Origin of the sequence: Streptomyces sp. SM11, from assembly GCF_002910905.1 — a bacterium.
GTDB lineage: Bacteria > Actinomycetota > Actinomycetes > Streptomycetales > Streptomycetaceae > Streptomyces.
Genome location: NZ_NEUE01000305.1, coordinates 55,121 through 74,173, shown reverse-complemented (window position 1 = coordinate 74,173; position 19,053 = coordinate 55,121). Strand labels below are relative to the sequence as shown.

Below are 19,053 nucleotides of genomic sequence, written 5' to 3'. Positions count from 1 at the left end.
CCGACGTACTTCGTGTTCGGCGCACTCGCGGTGAAGTCACGATCCAACAGATCCGGCACCGGCGTGGCGGACGGTTCGGGCACCGTGGTGACCTGGCGCTTGCGCAGCCGCAGCCCGGCGATACCGAACTTCCGCATCACCCGCCCGACACGTTTGTGGTTCACGTGCTCACCGTCCTCGCGCAGCTCGGCGGTGATCCTCGGGCGGCCGTAGGTTCCGTCCCACTCGGTGTGCACGGCCCTGATCCGCTCGGCGAGAGCGGCGTCGGCCCGCTCGCGTGTGGCACGGGCCTCGCGGCCCGCCCGCCACTTGTAGAAACTGGAGCGCGCGACCTCCAGCACGTGACACAACCGCTTCACGCCCCAGGCGCGGTGGTGGTCCTCGATGAACTGGAAGCGGTTGATCACCAGGTCATCTCTTGTGCGAAAAACTTCGTCGCCTTGCGGAGAATGTCACGTTCGGTGGCGAGCTTGTGCATCTCCTTGCGCGCTGCCGCCAGCTCCCGGCGCAGGGCCTCGCTCTCGACCTGAAGCTCTTCGGCCGTCGGCGGGGAATCCACCGTGCTCATCTCCGTGCTCGTGCTCGTCCTGCTGCCACCGCCGTGGCGGGCCCGTTCAGCCCGTACCCAGTTACGCAGCGTCTCGCGGCTGATCCCCAGATCCTTGCCGATGCCCTCGAAGGTGTGGCTCGGGTCCGACAGGTACAGCGCGACAGCGTCCGCCTTGAACTCGGGCGAGTAGACCTTCATCACCATAAGAGATCCCTCCTACCCGGCCCCTGCCGGGCTCAGAGGTGTCCACCACTCGGGGACAAGGCCCAACCACGAAACCCCAGGTCACAACCCCAAACTGAGATCTCTACCGAACCCGGGGCGGTTCACCGAGCCCTTGCGCAGGCGAGTGGCGACGATGACCGGCGCGCAGGTGGTGGTCTTGACGGTGACGATCTGGAAGTGCAGGCCGCGGACCTTGGTATAGCCGAAGGAGGCACCCTGCTTGGCCGGGCCGTAGACCTGCTTGACCTTGGAGTCGATGTCCACGAACACCACTTCGTCACCCTTCGGGACCAGGCCGGTGTGCGCGGCCAGATTGCAGGTGAACGCGCGTGTCGCGGACTGAAGCTGTCGTACGTGTCCCCAGGTGAAAGCGCGTAGGAAGGTGCCCAGCGTGGACGGCGCCCGCACCCCGCTGAAGAGCTTCGGCAGCCCGCCGCGCCGCAGCACGTCCAGATCGTCGATGGAGTCGGCGCCGGCGGCCATGCCGCCCACGACGCTCATCACCTTCGCGTTGGCGGCCGTGCCGGCGCCGTTCTTCGCACCGACCAGCTTGACCTTCTCGGCCACCAGGGCCGGCAGACCGCACCGCTCGGCCAGCCGGACCGCCGGAACAAGCCCGGCGTGGGCGATCAGATTCGGCTCGTCGAACGCGGCGAACACCCGCGCCGGGCTATGGAAGACTTTCACTTCAGAGGTGCCTTGCTGGTTGGGCCGGATGGAAGCGTAGAGAGCTCTCATCTTCCCAGGTCAGCGGGCACCTCTTCTCATTTCTCTGTCCACAGCCCGACCGTTCCGCGGTGGATCGAGGCTCAGGGTCAGATCGCCATCGCCTCCTGGATCCACCGGCGCACCCGATAGGGGACCCACCAGGCCAGCGGACCGAGGTGCAGGACGAGCCTCTCGCCGGTGAAGTCGTCCAAGGCGTCCTTCGAGACGGACTGTCGGAGTGCTCCGTAGGCAAGCTCCTCGATGGCGCGGCGGTAGTGCGGCTCATCCGCGGTGAAGCGCTGGAGGTTGCCCCAGCGGCGGTCACGGATCTGCAGGAAGCCGGGGCCGTTCCGCCACAGGCACTTCCCCAGGTAGTGACCGTTGCGCCACGTGGTGAGCGCAGCCTGCGGGTCGGAAGCGCCGTGCAGGGTCCGCGGCGGCTGGAGGTGGCTGAGGATCTGCCAGTCCTCCGGTCGGGCCGGGTCCAACCGCAGATCCCACTCGACGAGCACGGCGCGGGCGGTGAGGTCGCGCACGAGACTGAGCGCCCGCACGGTGCGCTGCGCGTCGGCGAGGTCCCGCACTGCAGTGAGGTCCACTGCGTCGGGCAGGACGACCCGGCGGGCGCCGAGTTCCCAGAGCCGTTCGCTCTCGGGCGCCACCGGGCCGGTCAGCTCGAGGTCGCCCAGGAACATTCCGGGCAGAGCGCAGGCGGCTTCGTCGTAGTCCCGCCAGACTGAGAGGCGCAGACTGTGCGGGGCGGTGTCGAGGGCTGAGTCCATGGCGGGTCTCTCCGGGTCGTCGGGCGCGCTGGAAACGGGCGGGAGGCCGTCAGGACGGCACGGTGTCGCGTTCCTGGCGGGCGCTGGTGTCCGTGCCGCGGCCGGGTTCGGTGGCGGGCTCGTGGACGGATGCGGCGGACGCGTGTGTGTGGCGCATGAAGTCCAGGCGCAGAAGGTCCTCGTTCACGGCGGAAGGAGCGAGGTGCACGTACTGGCCGCCGTCGGTGAAGAGCAGCCCGAGCTCCAGCCAGTGGGCCAGCAGCCGCTCGACGTCCGCCTCGGTGGCAGTGTGTCCGGGTACCCGGCTCGCCGCCTTGCGGAGGAGTGCCGCCGCGGCGTGCGGCTGGTCGAGGAGGCGGAACAGCGTGATCTCGAAGGGGTCGGTAAGTTCCATCGCATGCCAGTCGAAGGCGCGGCGCCTGCTGACGAGGACGATGCGGTCACCGAGGTCGGCCTGAGTGAGGCGGGAGTCCGTGTGGTGCTTCTTCCAGAGTGCCAGGGCGTCGTTGAGAGTGGACACAGTGTCCTCGCCGATGCCGCGTTCGGGCGCCTCGAAGACATAGGCGAGGTCGTACAGCTCCTCCTCCGGCAGGTCGTAGGTGAAGCGGTAGTGCTCCTCGGGTCTGAGCCCCGAGAACCCCAGCTCAGGCCGGTTGAAGTACGGGCTGAAGCGCTCGATTGCGATCCGGGCGGAGAGGTCGACGGGCGGATCGAGGTGTTCCAGGGCCGGGATCTGGCCGACAACGCCCTCGTAGTCCTCGGCTCTTTCTCCCGGGAAGCCGTGGAGGTAGTTCCATGAGACGGACAGCCCCGTCTCCGCTCCGTCCCGGAGCATTCGGACGTTCTGGCAGCCGCTGACCCCCTTGTCCATCAGGTCCAGGACCCTGTTGTTGAGGCTCTCGATGCCCGGTTGCACGTAGATGAGGCCGGCGTCGGACAGCGTGCGCAGCTGGTTTCGCCGCATGTTGGCCTTAATCTCTATGTGAAGTCGTAGGTCGTACCCGCTGTCGATGATCCGTGGGAGCACCGTGGCCAGGTAGCCCATGTCGAGGATGTTGTCGACGACGTACATGTCGAGTACGCGGTGCTCGCGGGCCAGGCCCATGATCTCGTCGTAGAAGACGTCGGGACTCTTGCTGCGGAACTGCATGAAGGAGCCGTTGAGCCCGCAGAAGGTGCAGTGGTGCTTCTCTCCCCACCAGCAGCCGCGCGCCCCTTCGACGACGAGTTTGGGCTCGACCCAGTTGCGGGCCACGGACGCGGCCAGACGCTCGAAGTATCCGCTGTAGTCGGGGGGGAGGATGGTCGAGGGCGGCAGCGGGCTCGTGGCCATGGGATTCGCGGTGCTCACCCCGCCGCCCGGCCGGTGGCAGAGTCCGGGGACCTCGAAGAGATCGCCCCCCGTGGTGAGGGCACTGATCAACTGCGGGAAGGCTGATTCTCCCTCGCCCCGTACGACGTGGTCGACGAAGGAGAAATTGCGGTGCAGCGCCGCGCCTTGTTCGGCGTCGCAGTTGGCGCCGCCGATCACCGTCGTGATGTGCGGCGCGAGCCTCTTCACCTGCTTGGCGGCTGCCAGTGCCGCGGTGTTCTGCTGGAACGTGGAGGTGAACCCGACGACATCGGGTGCCTCGTCGACGATCTTCTGGGCGATCTCGGCTACGAAGTCCGGTGCCAGTCGGTGGAGTTCGTGGGACATCTTCATGCGCGACTTCTTCAGGCGGGAACGCATCACCTGTGTGAACTCAGCCTCGCGCCACGACGGGTCGTCGTAGAGGGCTGAGGAGAATACCCAGTCGCCGCATCCCATGAAGTACGACGAGAGGGCGTAGTACTCGTAGTCCTCGGCCGTGAACTCGGTGCGTTCTGTGATCCAGTCGGTGAACTCCAGGTTGGCGTGGAGCACCGTCGCCGTGGCATCGGGAACGCGCTCGTCGACGCTGCGCTTGAGAATTCCCAGGGCCAGTGACGGAAGGTCGATGGGTGACCAGGGCATATTGACCAGCAGAACACGCATGGGGCTCCTCGGCAGTGACACGGCGGCGGGCAGGAACGGGCGGGGCGTCAGACGCGCGGGCGTCAGCGGGCTTCGCGGATTCCGTGCAGGGGAGGGCCGGCCCGTGGCTCGGGCCGGCCCTGTCGGGACTACTCCTGGTCCTCCGCCTCGTCGGCGTTGCGGAACGGGATCGTCACCGTGACGCCGATGCCCGGCTTACGGTTCTCCTCGTCACCCGCGAGCGGGTCGTTGTTGATGATGTCCTTCTGCATGATCGGGATTCCTTTCTGTCGGGTTCTGCGGTGTGCGGCCCGTGGCCGGTCGGGAACAGTTCTCCGACCGGCGGGACTCCCCCTGCCGGGTGACGGGGGGTGCTGTGGGGGCGGTGCTCGGACCGCCGCGCAGTTCACGGTCGAGGAAGACGACGGCGCTGCGCAGCACATCGACGTGGTCCCGGCCGTCGTATCCGTCGTGGCCGGTATCCAACCAGAGCGCCTCGTGCCGCTTGCCATGGGCAGTCAGAGCGTCCAGGTACTCCTGGACCTGGCCGGGCGGGCACTTCGCGTCGTGGCGCGCAGCGACCAGCAGCAGCGGCGCGTCGAGGTGCGGGACGTAGGTGTGGGGCGAACTGCGCGCGTATCGCCCGGGAAGGCTCCGCGGCGTGCCTCCGAAGAGACGCTCGTCCAGGGCTCGAAGCGCGGGCGTGGTGGTCGCGTGCGCACGGGTGAGGTGGGCGACCGGTTTCACGGCGACCCCCGCCTGCCACAGTCCGGGCCGCGTCCCCAATGCCAGCAGAGTGAGATAGCCGCCCCAGGACGTGCCCCACAGCGCCGTTCGCCGCGGGTCCACCCAGCCGCGTGCGACCAGGTCCGCGCGGACCGAGGCGAGGTCCGTGACCTGGGTGAGTCCGACACCCGCGGTCATCGCCCCGCGCCACACCGGTCCGTACCCGGTGGAGCCCCGGTAGTTGACGCGGGCGACGGCGAACCCGGAGGCCACCAGCGAGTGCACGGTCCCGTCGTAGGCGTCGCGGTCGTGGTCGGCGGGGCCCCCGTGGACGAGGAACACCACGGGCATGGGGCCGGACATTCCCTCGGGCAGGGTGAAAAGGGTGTGCACGGGCCCGTCCGTCCCCGGTGTCCACAGGTCCCGAACTAGACCGGGTACGCGCACCGGCAGGTCTGGGAGGCAGGGCAGAGGGGTACCGGCCGTAGAGGCCGTGCGCGGCGGGGCGGTGGTGGTGGTCCACAGGGTGTGCACGTCACCGTTCACGTGCTCCGCCGCGTCCAGCAGAGTGCCGGGAGGGGTGGGCAGTACGGTCAGCGTGCGGGCGGCGAGGTCGGCACGGTGCAGGATGCTCCGCCCGTGCCGGTCCTGGCGGATCAGCACGGAGTGGCCGTCCGGGCACCAGCGTGCGGTGATCTCCGTCTCGAACGTGCACCACGGGTGCGTGACCAGCAGCTGCCCCGGCCGCCAGGTCGCGAGGAGGTACCTTCCGTGCGACTCCCGTACCAGCAGCAGGTCCTGTCGCCCGGGTCCGGGCGCGAACCCGAGGGACCACAGAGCTCCGCCGTCCTCGGACAGCACGGCACAACGGGTGCCGTCGGTGCGTAACACGGTGACGGCGTGCGGGGAGCGGGCCTGCGCGCCGACGGCGATCAGATCACCGGAGGCAGAGATGCCGGTCAGCGTCGCATGGTGGGACAGGCGGGTCACCGCGCGGGCCTCGCCGCCGCGCGGGCCGGCGTACACGGTGGTGGTGCCGCCGTCGCCGAGGGCGACCGCGACAGTTCCGGAACGGTCGGTGCCCAGGCCGTGCGCGCGACCGGCGGGAACACTCTGCAGGCCCTCCCGTGCGGGTCCGCCGCCGAACGGCTGGAACATCCAGCGGCCCACACCATGGGTATCCTCCTCGAACCACCACACGTGGGCGTCAGCGTCGATGGATCCGTGAAAGGTCCCCGTCGGGCGATCGGTCACCTGTCGCGCGACGGCGGTCTCGGCGTCCCAGGTGAAGACCTCGCAGCGGCCCCCCGCGTCGGCGGTGAAGACCATCCGGAGTGGATCCGTCGCGCACACCTCTGGCAGCGCGGCCCGGAAGACCCGGTAGCGGGGCGGCGGGGCCGTCACGAGGCACTCCCGGTAGTCGCGAGTGCGCGTGGGTGGATCCGACTCGTGTACAGGGCGAGGGCGGTGAGCGCCGTCGCGCAGCCCAGGGCCGGTCCGGCCGCACCTACCCGTGCCGCGAGCAGCCCGGCCGCCGCGGGCCCCAGTGCCGCGGCGCCGCCCGCAGCTGTGGCGAGCACCGCCCCGGCGCGGGCCTGGAGTGGGGCCGGCGTGGTGGCGATGGCCCGGGACTGAAGCACGACCGTGGCACCGGGCAGGATCAGGCAGACCGCGCCCAGCAGTACGGCGAAGGTCCAGGGCGAACGGGCTGCGGCCAGCCCTCCGGTGAGCGGGACGAGCAGCCACGTCACGGCGAGGACGATGCGCGCCGCACCGAGTCGCCGTGCCAGCGCGGGAGCCACCAGCGCGCCCGCGATGCCCGCCACCCCGGAAACAGCCAGCACCAGGCCGATCGCAGCGCCGCCGTGTCCGTCATGTCGGAGTGAGAACAGCAATCCGAGGTAGAGGGCGGTCAGCGTCCCGTTCACAGTGGCGGTCCACAGCAGGACCAGGCGGAGCGGTGCGGAGGCGCTTACCAGGACCAGCCCGGCGCCGATTTCCTCGAGGAGGGCCGTATGACGCCGCCGAGGGTGCCCCCGGTCACCGCGAGGACGGCCGGGCGGCACCGCGTCTCCCGCCTGCCCGTTCGGTGCGCCCGGGTTCGTGGCGGGCGCCGAGGTGCCGGTCTCCGCAGCGCGGGGAACACGCAGATCGGCACGCATGAAACGGATACAGACCGCGGCCACCGCATAGGAGAGGGCATCGGCGACGAAGGGCCATGCGCGGCCCACCTGGTACAGCACACCGCCGAGTACCGGCCCGAGCACCGTCGCGGTGCGGTCTCCCACCTCCAGCCGCGCCACCAGGCGGGGGTAGCCCTCCGGTGGGCAGATCATGGCCACCGTGCCGCGCGCCGCAGCGTCGTGAACGGCGGTGCAGAAGCGTTCCACCAGCACGGCGCAGAGCAGCAGGACCAGCGGCGGCCGGCCCATGGCGACCGCGACCGCCACACAGGCCATGGCGAGCGAGGCCGCCCACGCGGACCACAGCATGACCGTCTTACGGGCGCCCCGGTCGGCCGGGACTGCCGCCAACGGGCCGAACACTATTCCCAGAGCCGCGGACGTACTCGCGATGACACCGACCGCTGCGGGCGAGTACCCCAGTGAGAGCAACAGCAACGGAAGCACGATGCCCGACGTCTGGCTCCCGAGGGCGTCGGCGCTGCTCGCCCACCAGAAGAGGCGTACGTCGCGGGGCGCGGCGCGCGGATCGGCCGTCTGCCCGGAGGCTGGGCCGCCGCTTGCCCGGTATGCCGGTGTCTCCGCCATCGACGTTCCCCCTCTCCGAACGTGGCAACAGACAACCGAAAGTCGTTCACCATTCGTACAGAAATTGCAGGAATGACAAGGAACTTGAAAAGGTCTGAATCCTAACCAGGCACTACCGAACGCCACAAGACCACTACACGGACTGGACGACCGAGGCGCTGCCTACCAGTTGTGGTGCAGCATCGTCGCTCCCACAGCGCGATTCAGCCCCCGTCGTGGCCACGCCCCTGAGCCGATGGGCGGCGCTTCGGCCATCCGGCGCCGGGCAGAAACCGGGCCGTTCACGCCGGCACACCGAGGGTGCGCCGCACCGGACCTTTCCGCCCGCACCGCTCCCGCCACAGCAGCGGCCCGGAGGCTTTCGTTCCCATGCCTCTCGCACGGCCGGCGACCGGTGCCCCTCGGAGTCGGGTCCGGGAGTGTCCATGCGCGGCCCTCGCAGGCCTCACACGGGTACTCCCGGTCCTCGCGGCATTCCAGCCCCTGGTGTTCCCGGCGGCGAACCGCGGAGCCTTGGCCACTGCCCCGCCGGTCGGCCCGCGCGCCTGTCCCGAAGCGCGGACGCGGCAGGGCACGGTCCGATCCCGTACGCGCGGCGTACGGACAAGGTCGCCAGGATCCGGCTCCCGGAACCCGCCCAGTGCGGACGGACACTCCTCGCAGCCGTCAGCCTGAACAAGACCGACCTACGGCGACCACCGGGTGCTGACCGGCGTGGACCTGGCCGTCGACCGGGGCAGCCGGCTGGTGATCCTCGGCCTGAACGGCGCCGGCAAGACCACCCTGCTGCGCCTGCTGGCCGGTCAGGAAACGCCCGACAGCGGGCGGGTGGTGCACGGGCACGGCCTGCGCCTGGGCTACTTCGCCCAGGCGCACGAGACCCTCGATGCCACTCGCACGGTCCGGGAGAACCTGGCCGCCGCCGCACCCCACCTCACCGACGGCGAGGTACGCCGGGTGCTCGGGGCATTCCTGTTCAGCGGGGACGACGCCGGCAAACGCGCCGGAGTGCTCTCCGGCGGAGAGAAGACCCGCCTCGCCCTGGCGGGGCGGGTCCACAGCGGTGCGAACGTGCTCCTGCTGGACGAGCCCACCAACAACCTCGACCCCGCCTCCCGCCACGAGGTCCTGGCCGCGATGGACACCTACCCGGGCGCCATCGTCATGGTCACCCACGACGAAGGCGCCCTCAACGCCCTGCACCCCGACCGCGTCCTGCTCCTCCCGGACGCGCAGGAGGACCTGTGGAGCGAGGAATACCGGGACCTGGTCGCCCTCGCATGAGAGCGGACCGGCCGACAGCGCAACGCACCGGTCCGCGGCATCAGCCAAGGCAGCTGATCCGCGGGCCGGTGCGCGCGTCAGGTGTGCCGGGGCTTGCGTGCCTCGATGAGCGTGCGGCAGGAGTGGGCGACGAACGGACTCACGGCAGCGGTCCGGGTCGCTCGTCCACTCCTCGGGCAGGTAGAGGCGGCGGTCGATGAAGGCGTGTCCGCCCGGGGCGGTATAGGTGAGCATGACCATGGTCTGGCAATTGCGGACATCACCGGTCAGCCCGCAGTGCTGGAAGGCCACCCCGACGGACTTGGTGCCCTTCTTCTGCGCCTGGGTATCGTCGATGACCAGCGACGCCTCCGCGTCGCCGAGGTACTTGATCACGTAGTCGCGCACCGCGTCGCGGAGCTGGTCGGCGCTCCAGACCGAACCGTTGAGCAGCCACTGCATCCGGTCCGGCGTCACATGCCCGGCCCGTTCCGCCAGCGTCCAGCCGTTCTTCTTCGGCAGCTCCGCCAGCAGCCCCTCGACATACTGCGTGAACACCACCCGCGTCTCGGGCCGGTTGAACAACCGCCCCAACGAACCGGTCAGATCGGACAGTTCCGCGTCCCATCCGGCTATCTGCTCAGCCGTCACACCCGTCATCATGCCCGGTCAACGAGGATGACAGGACACGGTCACAAGATCTCCGACTGTAGTACCAGGATCACGGGGAAAATTTCAGACAGACACATCGCGAGCAGGAAGCAGATCCCGACCCGCGAAGGAGGATCACGCAATCCGCACGGAGCGGGTCCCCGCCAGGGCCGCGTCGACCAGCTCGAACGGCACCACCGCCGCCAACTCGCCCGGATACCCGGGCACGAACCGGCCCGCGGCCGCGGTGACCGTACGAGTGATGGACATCACCGCGGCCGGCGGGACATGGTGAAACGGCAGCGCGGCTCCCCACGTACAAGCCGTCCTGGCCGACCGCCTCCACCAACGAGCTCCGTTGTTCTGCGTCGGGAATCTCTCGAATGGCTTGCGTGACCTGCGGAAACGTCGACTGCCCGGCCTTGGGCCCCGGCCCGGGCCCCTCGCTGCTGTACTCAGTTCCCGGAGTGGGGCGGCAGGAGCATCTGCTGGAGCTCGGCGGTACACATCATGTAGCCGTCGGGCGTCGGCAGGTTCTTGAGGTAGTGGTCGAGGTCCGCCGCCAGGGAGAAGACCCGTACCGGAGTGCCTGCGTCGCGGGCGGACTCCACGACCCTGCGCACCCCGTCCAGAACCGCCGGGTGACGGGTGCGGTAGGAGTTGGCGACCAAGTGGTTGCCCCGATCCGCGGCGAGGTAGAACTGCACCAAGTCCTTGATACCCACGAACAGTTCGCTGACGCCCGCAGCACACATCGCCGCGGTGGCATGGACCGCGGAAGGGGTTTCGATGAACGCGGACAGAGGCGCGTCGGCGGGTAAGCCGAGATGGGCTCTGAGCCGAGTGAACTCCGTCTCGTCGCTGACGAACGGGACCGAGAGCTCCACACGGTCGGCATCGGCGCCGAGGCGTTCGCGCAGGGTTGCCAGCACGGAGTGCAGGGCATCGCGGTAGGCGGCAGAGCCGAGCAGCCAGCGCGCTCCGTGCATGCCCATCTCCGGGTTGGGCTCGACCGCGACGGGTGCGGTCGCGGTGACGTCGGCCGCGTGGTCCGAGCGCAGATCGAGCATGCGCAGGACCAGCCGCTGGCCGGGCAGGAGCGCCTCGACGAAGCCGCAGAGCCGCTCTCCGACGGCCTGCCCGTAGGCGGTGATCCCGGCGGGACCGTCGGCCATGGCGTCGAGCGGGCTCAGGCCCAGGGCGAGACAGAGGAACTCCTCACGGATGAAGAAGGACTCGACGCGTCCGGCGTTCGGTCCGCAGGAGTTGATGGCGTCGATGTCCTGCAGGTCCGCGATGACCGCGCACACCGAACCGAGGTCGTCCAGGGTGGGAACGTCGGCCTCCAGCTGTGCGGGCGCGTCCGCCCCGACGATGATCGACGCGCTTTCCAAGTACAGCGTCACCTCACCGACCAGGTCGGCAAGGTCCGCTTCGTCGACGCGGAGCACAGGTATCCCTCTGCCTCGGCACAAGGACTGCATATGACCGGTGAGCCCGCCCGAGCCGCACACCACCGCGCGCGCGGCCACGATGGCGTCGTACAGCCCGGCTTCGAGAGCAGGGGCGACGAGTATGGTTCCCTCGCGTGGACTTCTTGTTCGGTTACAGGTGCCCTGCAGCACGCTCTCGGTGCCGCCGGCCAGCAGAAATCCCAGAATCCGTCGCCCGTTCCCGTTCAACTAACCCTCCGGATTCTCAGCGTTCCCTATTCCCAGTTGTCGACGCAGCTGCCGTGGTGTCACGGAGACGTCGTTGAGCCTTTCCACAGCCACCCGGTTGACGGCCGCCCTCATCAGACGTTTGCGCCGGGCGATTCCGGCCGGAATCGCCGGAAGACCACGCAGGGATCGGAGGCGCGCGTTCACACGCGAGTCGAGCGCCTCTCTCTCCCTCCGTCCACGCGTGGCCAGCCTCCGAACCTCCAGTAGCACAGACTCCTCCAGCGCCGCCCGGTCCGCTTCCTCCGGGTTGCTGACATAGCTGTGGTAGCGAGGATGCCGGGCCGCGATGTCGTCCAGGCCGTCCAGCCGCAGTTCAAGCTGCTCGATCACGTGCGCGGCAACGGAGACCGAGTGGTTCTTGATGGCGGCGAGGTTGAACGCGAACGCGCCGGTTCGGCCGTGCCGGACGATCTCGTCCCCCTCCCGCAGCACGCCGACCGTGGAGACCGGGCCCGCTGGTCGGCCGACGGCGTCCAGCAGAGTTCCGCATACATCGACCTCCAGGCCGCGCCCGGTACGCTCGTGCGGGACCGCGATGCCCTTCCGGAGAAGGTTTCGCCAGAGTGACTGTCCCACCTTCTCGTAGTCGAACTCCCTGCCGAAATTGGACACCACCAGGTCGGCTTCGACGTTGTGTCGCTCGTGCTGCGCCGCCACCGAGATGAGCAAACGCCCCGACTGCGCGGGCGTGATCGCCTGCACCCTTCCGACGATCAGTTCCACCCGCCCGTCCTGGGGGCGCATCGCGCGCTCGATGACCGCCATCGTGTACTCCACCGCACCGACACGCAGGGCTGCGATGCTGGTGGCGAACTCATCCAGCAGACACCGCAGTTCGTCCGTCGGGATGCGTTCGATGACCTCGGGGAGATAGGGCTCCCACGCCTTGGCCACTCGCTCGGAGAGAATCACGGAGGCGACGTCGGGGTGCTGTTCGCGGACCGTCGCGCAGGCTGTCTGCCATGCGGCTCTGACCCGGGCGAGGAATTCTTCGCGGTTGCGGTAGGTCTCCAGCAGAGTATCGGGTCGGGGCAGGCGCAGCACGCCGTGTTCGTGGGTGCCAGGGTAGGTGCGGAAGATCGTCCCGGACTTGGAGACGAGGTGGATCCGCCCGGTGTGTCCGTTGCGCAGTAACAGGCCCGCCGAGTCGTACGCGCTCAGTACCGATCCGACGATGGCCACGGTCGCGTCGGGCGGCGCCTGGAGGATCCTGCGGATTCCGCTCGCGGAGTACGGGTTCCGTACGAAGGCGGGGTGTCCTGCGGCCTCGGCCGCGAAGGGTGGTTCCTTGAGTTCGAGCCCGGTGGCGAGGACGACGTGATCCGCTTGGAGTACCCGCGTGTCCGGGAGAGGTCCGGGCCGCAGGCCTTCGATTCCGTACGCGGCGAAGCCACCGAGGGTCACCTCGAAGCCTCGGTCGCACTTCTGCATGTCGAGCGCCTCGCCGTCCGCCTCGACGAGGACGACGCCGGGACAGGACTCCCTTGTGGCTTCGGCCAGGCGGTTGTCGAGGTAGTCCTGGAAGAGGCGGCGGGGGGCCGGGCCCTGTTCGGTGAACTTCTGCGCGGCCCAGCGCTGCGGCCAGTCCCGGCGGTCGGCCTCCTGGTTGGCCCAGTGGACGAAGTCGAGGACATCCTCCCGGAACACGGACATCCGGCCGGCCTGGATGTTGAAGACGTGGTCCCAGGGGTTACCATCACGGTGGTAGGCGACCCCTGCCGAGCGGTAGTCGGGGCGCCGCTCCAACAGAACGATCTCCAAGGGGCTTCGCGCGAAGTGGAGCAGCCGGATCGCTGTCGCGGTACCGGCCAGGCCCGCACCTACGACGAGAACCCTGGGGCGCACACCCGTTCGACTCATGTGGCCTCCTGCTGAACGAGGGCGCCCGGACAAGCAGTCCTGCGCCGGGCCGCGTACTGGCAGCTGGTCAACTTGCTTGTGTGGTAAAGGAAATCACACGCACAGCGGATGCCTGGACAGAGGACGTCCACGATCGTGGCGCAGACGATACCCGAACCTCCGGGGCGTTGAGGCCGTGATGGGCGACCGTGGGGCCGGTCTGCGTGCCGGCTCCGGAACCGCGAGGCCCCGGAGCCGGACGCGAGCACTCGGCCGGCGGGATCAGTCGTCGATACCCGGAGCGGCGTCGATGTCGAGCTCTGTGCGGGCGTAGTGGTTGAAGTAGTTGGTGTAGAGGTTCACTGCCACATGGACGAACACCTCAGCCAGCTCGGTGTCCGTCCAGCCCTGGGCCACGGCCTCGTCCCAGGCCGCGTCGGAAGCCTCGCCGATCTCGCCGGCGATCTCCCTCGCGACCTGGACCAGGGCTGCGAGCTTCGCGTCGTCGCCGGCCTCACCGCGGCGGATCGCCACGGTCTCTTCCACCGTGAGACCCGCGTACTTCGCCGATACCGTGTGCGCCGACTGGCAGTACGAGCACGCGTCGACCGCGCCCACGGCCAGAGCTATCGCCTCGCGCGTGCGGGCGTCGAAGGTGCCGTGCTCGGCGATCGCACCGGTGATGGCCGCGTAGGCCGCCAGGACCACGGGGGAATGGGCCATCCCTCCATGGATGTTGAGCACCCTCCCGAAGCGCTTCTCCAGGCGGCGCAGGATCTCTCCGCCGGCTGCGGGCGCGCTGTCGATGGTGTGGACGGGAATCCGCGGCATGTGAGTGCCTCTCCTCGTAGTGGTGGGAGTTCCTCGTCCTCGCAGTCTGCCGAAGCCACACAACAGGTAAGTCGTCTTCGGCCTCCTCCAGCCCTTCCTTGGCAGGTCGGCTCCGAGAGACTCCGGCGCCGGATGAGGGCCTGCCCGAGGACAGGGAAACATGGAGTACCACCCGGGTCGGTTCGACAAGGGCAGTCGTGCGCGGGAGGCCCCAACGAGGACACGCGGCGCCGGTACGGACCGCTGTCAGGGTCGGCGTCGGCACCGGGCCGACGCGGCCGATCACGCGGTCGGCTCGGGCGTAGCGCGGTTTGTTCCTGCGCAGGGGGTTTCTCCAGTGCCTGGCGGACGTGGTCGAGGGTCTCCGGGTCTTCGAGCCACACCACGTTCGCTTCGTGGACGAGGTCGCTGTCGGTCAGTGGCGAGCTCATGGCCGCGACCTCTCCTCCTTCGGCGTGCACCGGACGGGGCAGTACCGTCGTGGGGCGTGTACCCGCGACCGGGGCTCGCACTGGTGCGGGCCGCCGTAGCGCTGATTCCCGCGTGGGGGCGCCGGAGGGGGAGCGGGAAGTGTGCTCGCAGGGCCCCACGTGGTGGAGCGGAGGGGCCCGGAAGGGCAGGAACCCACCTCCCCTCGGGAGCCGGGCCGGGATTCGGGCCGATCGTTCTTCGGCTGCCAGGACGAAGGTGGGGGTGGGGGTGGGACTTGCGACCGTTGGGCTTGATCATTTCCGCGGGTGTGGCAGGTCCTGGCCTTGACCTCATCGGCCTGCCCAGCCCCGTCGAAAGACCTCGGATTCCGCATGGAAGAAGATGCCCCGGGCCGGAGGGGAATCGACGATGTCTCTGACCCCTATCCACCGTCCGCTCACACTCAGGAGGCAGACCTTGCAGGCTCCAGAATCGAAGGACAGTCAGGGCCCGGAGCAGCTGGAGGACGAGCGGATCGTCTTGGACGTCTGGCTGGCGGACTACCCCTTTCCCACCTATGACGGCCGTGACTTCCTCGCTCCCCTGCGCGAGCGTGCCGCCGAGTTCGAGCGGGCCCATCCCGAGTACCGCATCGACATCACCGGCCATGATTTCTGGACCATGCCGGGCCTCGTGGCCCAGGCCGCGGGCGAGGGCCGTGCTCCGCACGTCGCGGGGTACTACACCACCGACAGTCAATTGGCACGCGACGCCCGACGAGCGGACGGAACACCGCTGTTCACCTCGGTCGGGGCCGCTCTCGCGGGGCGTAGCGAGATACTCGGCGAGCCCGTGGTGGTGGATGACCTCGACGCGACGGTGAGGGACTCCTACTCCTTCGACGGAGAACTGGTCTCGCTTCCTCTCACGGTGACCACGATGCTCTGCTACGCCAACACCACCCTCCTGCGGCGGGCCGGGGTCACAGAACTCCCCAGGACCTGGGACGAGGTGGTGGGAGCCTGTGAGGCTCTGGCCGGGACGGAGGACGCTCCCGGGCACGGCATCACCTGGGCGAACGACGGCTGGGTGTTCCAGCAGGCGATCGCCCTGCAGAACGGTTTGCTGGCCGACCGGGACAACGGCCGCTCCGGACCGGCCCGTACCGTCGACATCGCATCCGAGCAGATGCTCGACTGGGTCCGCTGGTGGGCGCTCCTCCAGGAGGACGGGCACTACCTCTACACCGGTGGCACGTCGGACTGGGGCGGTGCCTTCGAGGCCTTTGTGCAGCAGCGGGTCGCGTTCACCTTCGACTCCTCCAAGGCTGCCCGGGAGCTCATCCAGGCCGGGGCGCAGTCGGGCTTCGAGGTCGCGGTGTTCCCGCTGCCCAGGAACGCTCATGCCCCCTACGCCGGTCAGCCCGTTTCGGGCGACTCGCTGTGGCTCGCCGCCGGGCTCGACAAGGCGACGGAGGACGGGGCGCTCGCGTTGATGCAGTACCTGATCGGCCCGGCGAACGCCGCGGACTGGCACCGCACCAACGGCTTCGTGCCGGTGACCGGGGCCGCCCTGGACCTGCTGGAACGGTCAGGGTGGTTCGACCGGCGCCCACAGCAGCGAGTGGCCGGGGAGCAGTTGAAGGCCTCCGATCGCTCGCCGGCAGCACTCGGTGCGCTCCTCGGCGACTTCGCGGGCATCAACGACGTCATCACGGGAGCGATGGACGAGATCCTGAGCAAGGGGGCGGAGCCGGTCAAGACCTTCGGGGACGCCGCCGTGAAGGCGCAGCGACTGCTCGACGCCTATACCCGCGCGCAGGCCGCGGTGGCATCCACGGCCTGAGGACTGCGGAGGCCACCGCCGGGGAGGACCCTCGGTCCCGGTCGCCGGCACCTCACAACGGGGCCGGCGGCCGAGGGCTCCTCCTGCCTCTCCCGGGGAGGCCCGGGAGAGGCATCGAGGTCAGCCGGCCGCCGCCTCCAGATGGCGGCGCAGGTACTCGCCGGTGAGCGAGGAGTCCGCGGCGAGCAGCTCCTTCGGCGTACCGGTGAACACGACTTCGCCGCCGTCCCGGCCGCCGTCAGGACCGAGGTCGATGATCCAGTCCGCCTGCTGCACCACATCGAGGTTGTGCTCGATGACCACGACCGTGTTGCCCGCCTCGACGAGACCCTCCAGCAACGCCACCAGGGTCTCCACGTCCGACATGTGGAGCCCGGTGGTGGGCTCGTCCAGCACGTACACCGCGCCGGTGCGGTGCAGCTGGTCGGCGAGCTTGATGCGCTGCAGCTCGCCGCCGGAGAGGCTGGAGAGAGGCTGGCCCAGGGTGAGGTATCCGAGGCCGACGTCGACGAGTGCGCGCAGCTTGGGCAGCATCGTCTTCTCGGTGAAGAACTCGACCGCCTGGTCGGCGGGCAGCTCCAGTACGTCCGCGACGGACTTGCCGCGCAGCTTGTGCTCAAGGACCTCGGGCTTGAAGCGGCGGCCCTCGCAGACGCCGCAGTGCGTGGTCACCGGGTCCATGAAGGCGAGCTCGGTGATGATGACCCCGCGGCCCTGGCACTCGTCGCACGAGCCCTTCGAGTTGAAGCTGAACAGCGAGGCGTTCGCACCGGTCTCCTTGGCGAACAGTTTGCGCAGCGGGTCCATGAGTCCGAGGTAGGAAACCGGTGTGGAGCGGGAGGAGGCGGCGATCGCGGACTGGTCGACGAAGACGGCGTCGGGGTAGGTCCGCATGAAGACGTCAGCGATCAGGCTGCTCTTGCCGGATCCCGCCACGCCGGTCACCGCGGTCAGCACACCGGTGGGTACGGCGACGGAGACCTGCTTCAGGTTGTGCAGGTCGGCGTTCTCGACGGTCAGTTCCCCGGTGGGCTTCCGTACGTCGTCCTTGACACGCGCTCCCCGCCGCAGCGCCTCGCCGGTCCGGGTCTCGGCACTCCGCAGCTCGGCGTAGGATCCCTCGAACACGATCTGGCCCCCGTGCACCCCGGCACCCGGGCCGACGTCGACGATGTGGTCGGCGATCTCCATGACGTCCGGGTCGTGCTCGACGACCAGCACGGTGTTCCCCTTGTCACGCAGCGCGCGCAGTAGTTCGTTGAGCCGCCCCACGTCGCGCGGGTGCAGTCCGATGCTCGGCTCGTCGAAGATGTACGTCAGTCCGGTCAGGCCGCTGCCGAGGTGGCGGACCATCTTCAGCCGCTGTCCTTCTCCCCCGGAGAGGCCGGCCGTGGGCCGGTCCAGGGTCAGGTAGCCGAGCCCGATGGATACGATCCGCAGCAGTGCCGTGCGTGCGGCCGCGGCGAGCGGGGCCGCCGCCGGCTGCTCGATGCCGGCGAGTACGTCGGTCAGGTCCGCCACCTCCATGCCCGAGTAGTCGGCGATGCTCTTCCCGCCGATCCGGACGTCGAGCGCGGCGGCGTTGAGCCGTGCGCCCCGGCACGACGGGCAGACGCCGTCCGTGACGAACCGTTCGACGACCTCGCGCTTGCGGTCGCTCAGTGCGCTGAGGTCGCGCTTGAGGTTGAGCCGCTCGAAGCGGTCGGCCAGACCCTCGTAGTTCGTCTGGAACTCGGTGCTCTTGGTCTTCAGCGTGACCTTGCCGCCGGTGCCGCGCAGCAGCGTGTCCAGTTCCTCCGCGCTGTACTGGGCGATCGGCTTGGCAGGGTCCAGCCGGCCGGACTTCGCCCAGATCTGCCAGTCGGGGCTGCCCACCTTGTACTCGGGGAAGAGGACCGCGCCGTCGTCCAGGGATTTCGACCGGTCCAGCATCTTGTCCAGGTCGAGGGTGATGCTCTGGCCCAGTCCGTCACAGCCGGGGCACATGCCCTGGGGGTCGTTGAACGAGAACGAGGAGACGGTGGCCGACCCCGGTTCCTGGCCCTCCGCCGTGCCGAACCGGGCGAACAGGGCACGGATCATGGGCTGGATGTCGGTCATGGTGCCGACGGTCGAGCGGGCGTTGCCTCCTACCGGCTTCTGATCGACGATCACCGGAGTGGTGAGGTTCTCGATCGCCTCGGCCTGCGGCCGTTCGTACTTCGGGAGCTGGTTGCGGATGTACCAGCTGAAGGTGGAGTTCAGCTGTCGCTGCGCCTCCACGGCCACGGTGTCAAAGACGATCGACGACTTGCCCGATCCCGAGACCCCCGTGAAGACCGTGATCCGGTCGCGGGGGATGGTCAGCGAGACATCCTTGAGGTTGTGGATCCGCGCGCCGACGATACGGATGCCGTCTCCCTGTTCGGATGCCGTGTTAGCGCCGGGGGTGGAGTCGGTGACACTCACAGAGTTCTCCTCTTGGTTCCGTACGTGAGTACCGTCCCGCCGATCGATCCGGCGGGACGGTAACCACCCAGCATGTACTCAGGGAGCGCCCGTGGTCTTCTCCTTCCGTGCTGACTTGGCCATCGAGCGGCCTGAGACGGACGGTTCGCTGCAGCGGGGTGACTCCGGCGACGAACGCCCCGAGCAGCGCTTCCGTCCCGGCCGCGGTGGTCGGCGCTCCGTACAGGACGACGACGGCCACTTCGACGGTGACGACCGAGACGGGGAGCCGGCCGCCGCGATG

Annotated in this window: 12 protein-coding genes and 4 pseudogenes; 2 read left to right on the top strand and 14 right to left on the bottom strand. The window is 69.1% G+C overall.

Annotated elements, in window-relative coordinates; translation table 11 throughout:
* The 7 genes and pseudogenes from B9S58_RS39855 to B9S58_RS35795 all read right to left on the bottom strand — a co-directional run.
* Positions 1 to 754: pseudogene (locus B9S58_RS39855) on the bottom strand (IS3 family transposase); the annotation flags it as partial.
* Positions 755 to 835: 81 nt separating this feature from the next.
* Positions 836 to 1,462, bottom strand: coding sequence for a hypothetical protein (locus B9S58_RS35815; protein ID WP_146063606.1), 627 nt, complete (start codon positions 1,460 to 1,462; stop codon positions 836 to 838).
* A gap of 128 nt (positions 1,463 to 1,590) precedes the next feature.
* Complete coding sequence (locus B9S58_RS35810; RefSeq protein WP_103536025.1) at positions 1,591 to 2,265, bottom strand: DUF5825 family protein; 675 nt, start codon at positions 2,263 to 2,265, stop codon at positions 1,591 to 1,593.
* A 49-nt stretch (positions 2,266 to 2,314) separates the two neighbouring features.
* A complete protein-coding gene (locus B9S58_RS35805; RefSeq protein ID WP_103536024.1) occupies positions 2,315 to 4,282 on the bottom strand; it encodes a RiPP maturation radical SAM C-methyltransferase in 1,968 nt (655 codons plus the stop codon).
* A gap of 128 nt (positions 4,283 to 4,410) precedes the next feature.
* A complete protein-coding gene (locus tag B9S58_RS39850; RefSeq protein ID WP_258045240.1) occupies positions 4,411 to 4,533 on the bottom strand; it encodes a hypothetical protein in 123 nt (40 codons plus the stop codon).
* Positions 4,493 to 6,391, bottom strand: a complete 1,899-nt coding sequence (locus tag B9S58_RS35800; protein ID WP_308457944.1) for a prolyl oligopeptidase family serine peptidase — start codon at positions 6,389 to 6,391, stop codon at positions 4,493 to 4,495. Before B9S58_RS35800 ends, B9S58_RS39850 begins: the two co-directional genes overlap by 41 nt.
* On the bottom strand, positions 6,388 to 7,758 hold the full coding sequence (locus tag B9S58_RS35795; protein ID WP_181009569.1) for an MFS transporter: 1,371 nt from the start codon (positions 7,756 to 7,758) through the stop codon (positions 6,388 to 6,390). The genes B9S58_RS35800 and B9S58_RS35795 overlap by 4 nt, the downstream gene beginning before the upstream one ends.
* Positions 7,759 to 8,348: 590 nt before the next feature.
* Between B9S58_RS35795 and B9S58_RS35790 the strand changes: the two are divergent.
* Positions 8,349 to 9,042, top strand: a pseudogene (locus B9S58_RS35790) (ATP-binding cassette domain-containing protein); the annotation flags it as partial.
* Positions 9,043 to 9,183: 141 nt separating this feature from the next.
* Here B9S58_RS35790 and B9S58_RS40390 read toward each other — a convergent pair.
* From B9S58_RS40390 to B9S58_RS40110, 6 genes and pseudogenes are all read right to left on the bottom strand, one after another.
* Positions 9,184 to 9,681, bottom strand: a pseudogene (locus B9S58_RS40390) (IS701 family transposase); the annotation flags it as partial.
* Positions 9,682 to 9,807: 126 nt separating this feature from the next.
* The gene (locus B9S58_RS39845; RefSeq protein WP_258045239.1) at positions 9,808 to 9,942 is read right to left on the bottom strand and encodes a hypothetical protein; all 135 of its coding nucleotides are present in this window, start codon (positions 9,940 to 9,942) and stop codon (positions 9,808 to 9,810) included.
* Between the two features lie 185 nt (positions 9,943 to 10,127).
* Positions 10,128 to 11,354: a putative PEP-binding protein gene (locus tag B9S58_RS35780; RefSeq protein ID WP_103536022.1), complete on the bottom strand. Its 1,227-nt coding sequence runs from the start codon at positions 11,352 to 11,354 to the stop codon at positions 10,128 to 10,130.
* Positions 11,355 to 13,256 carry an FAD/NAD(P)-binding protein gene (locus B9S58_RS35775; protein WP_103536021.1) on the bottom strand — a complete coding sequence of 634 codons (1,902 nt, stop codon included), beginning with the start codon at positions 13,254 to 13,256 and terminating at the stop codon, positions 11,355 to 11,357. It lies immediately after the preceding gene.
* A gap of 261 nt (positions 13,257 to 13,517) precedes the next feature.
* Positions 13,518 to 14,066: a carboxymuconolactone decarboxylase family protein gene (locus B9S58_RS35770; protein WP_103536020.1), complete on the bottom strand. Its 549-nt coding sequence runs from the start codon at positions 14,064 to 14,066 to the stop codon at positions 13,518 to 13,520.
* A 212-nt stretch (positions 14,067 to 14,278) separates the two neighbouring features.
* Positions 14,279 to 14,497 (bottom strand): annotated as a pseudogene (locus B9S58_RS40110) (DUF6009 family protein); the annotation flags it as partial.
* A 457-nt stretch (positions 14,498 to 14,954) separates the two neighbouring features.
* On the opposite strand from B9S58_RS40110, the gene B9S58_RS35760 reads away from it, so the two are divergent.
* Positions 14,955 to 16,322 (top strand): extracellular solute-binding protein, encoded by a 1,368-nt coding sequence (locus B9S58_RS35760; protein WP_181009568.1) that lies wholly within the window; start codon positions 14,955 to 14,957, stop codon positions 16,320 to 16,322.
* Positions 16,323 to 16,442: 120 nt separating this feature from the next.
* Here B9S58_RS35760 and B9S58_RS35755 read toward each other — a convergent pair whose 3' ends face one another.
* Positions 16,443 to 18,770: an ATP-binding cassette domain-containing protein gene (locus tag B9S58_RS35755; RefSeq protein ID WP_374935740.1), complete on the bottom strand. Its 2,328-nt coding sequence runs from the start codon at positions 18,768 to 18,770 to the stop codon at positions 16,443 to 16,445.
* Positions 18,771 to 19,053 lie beyond the last annotated feature (283 nt).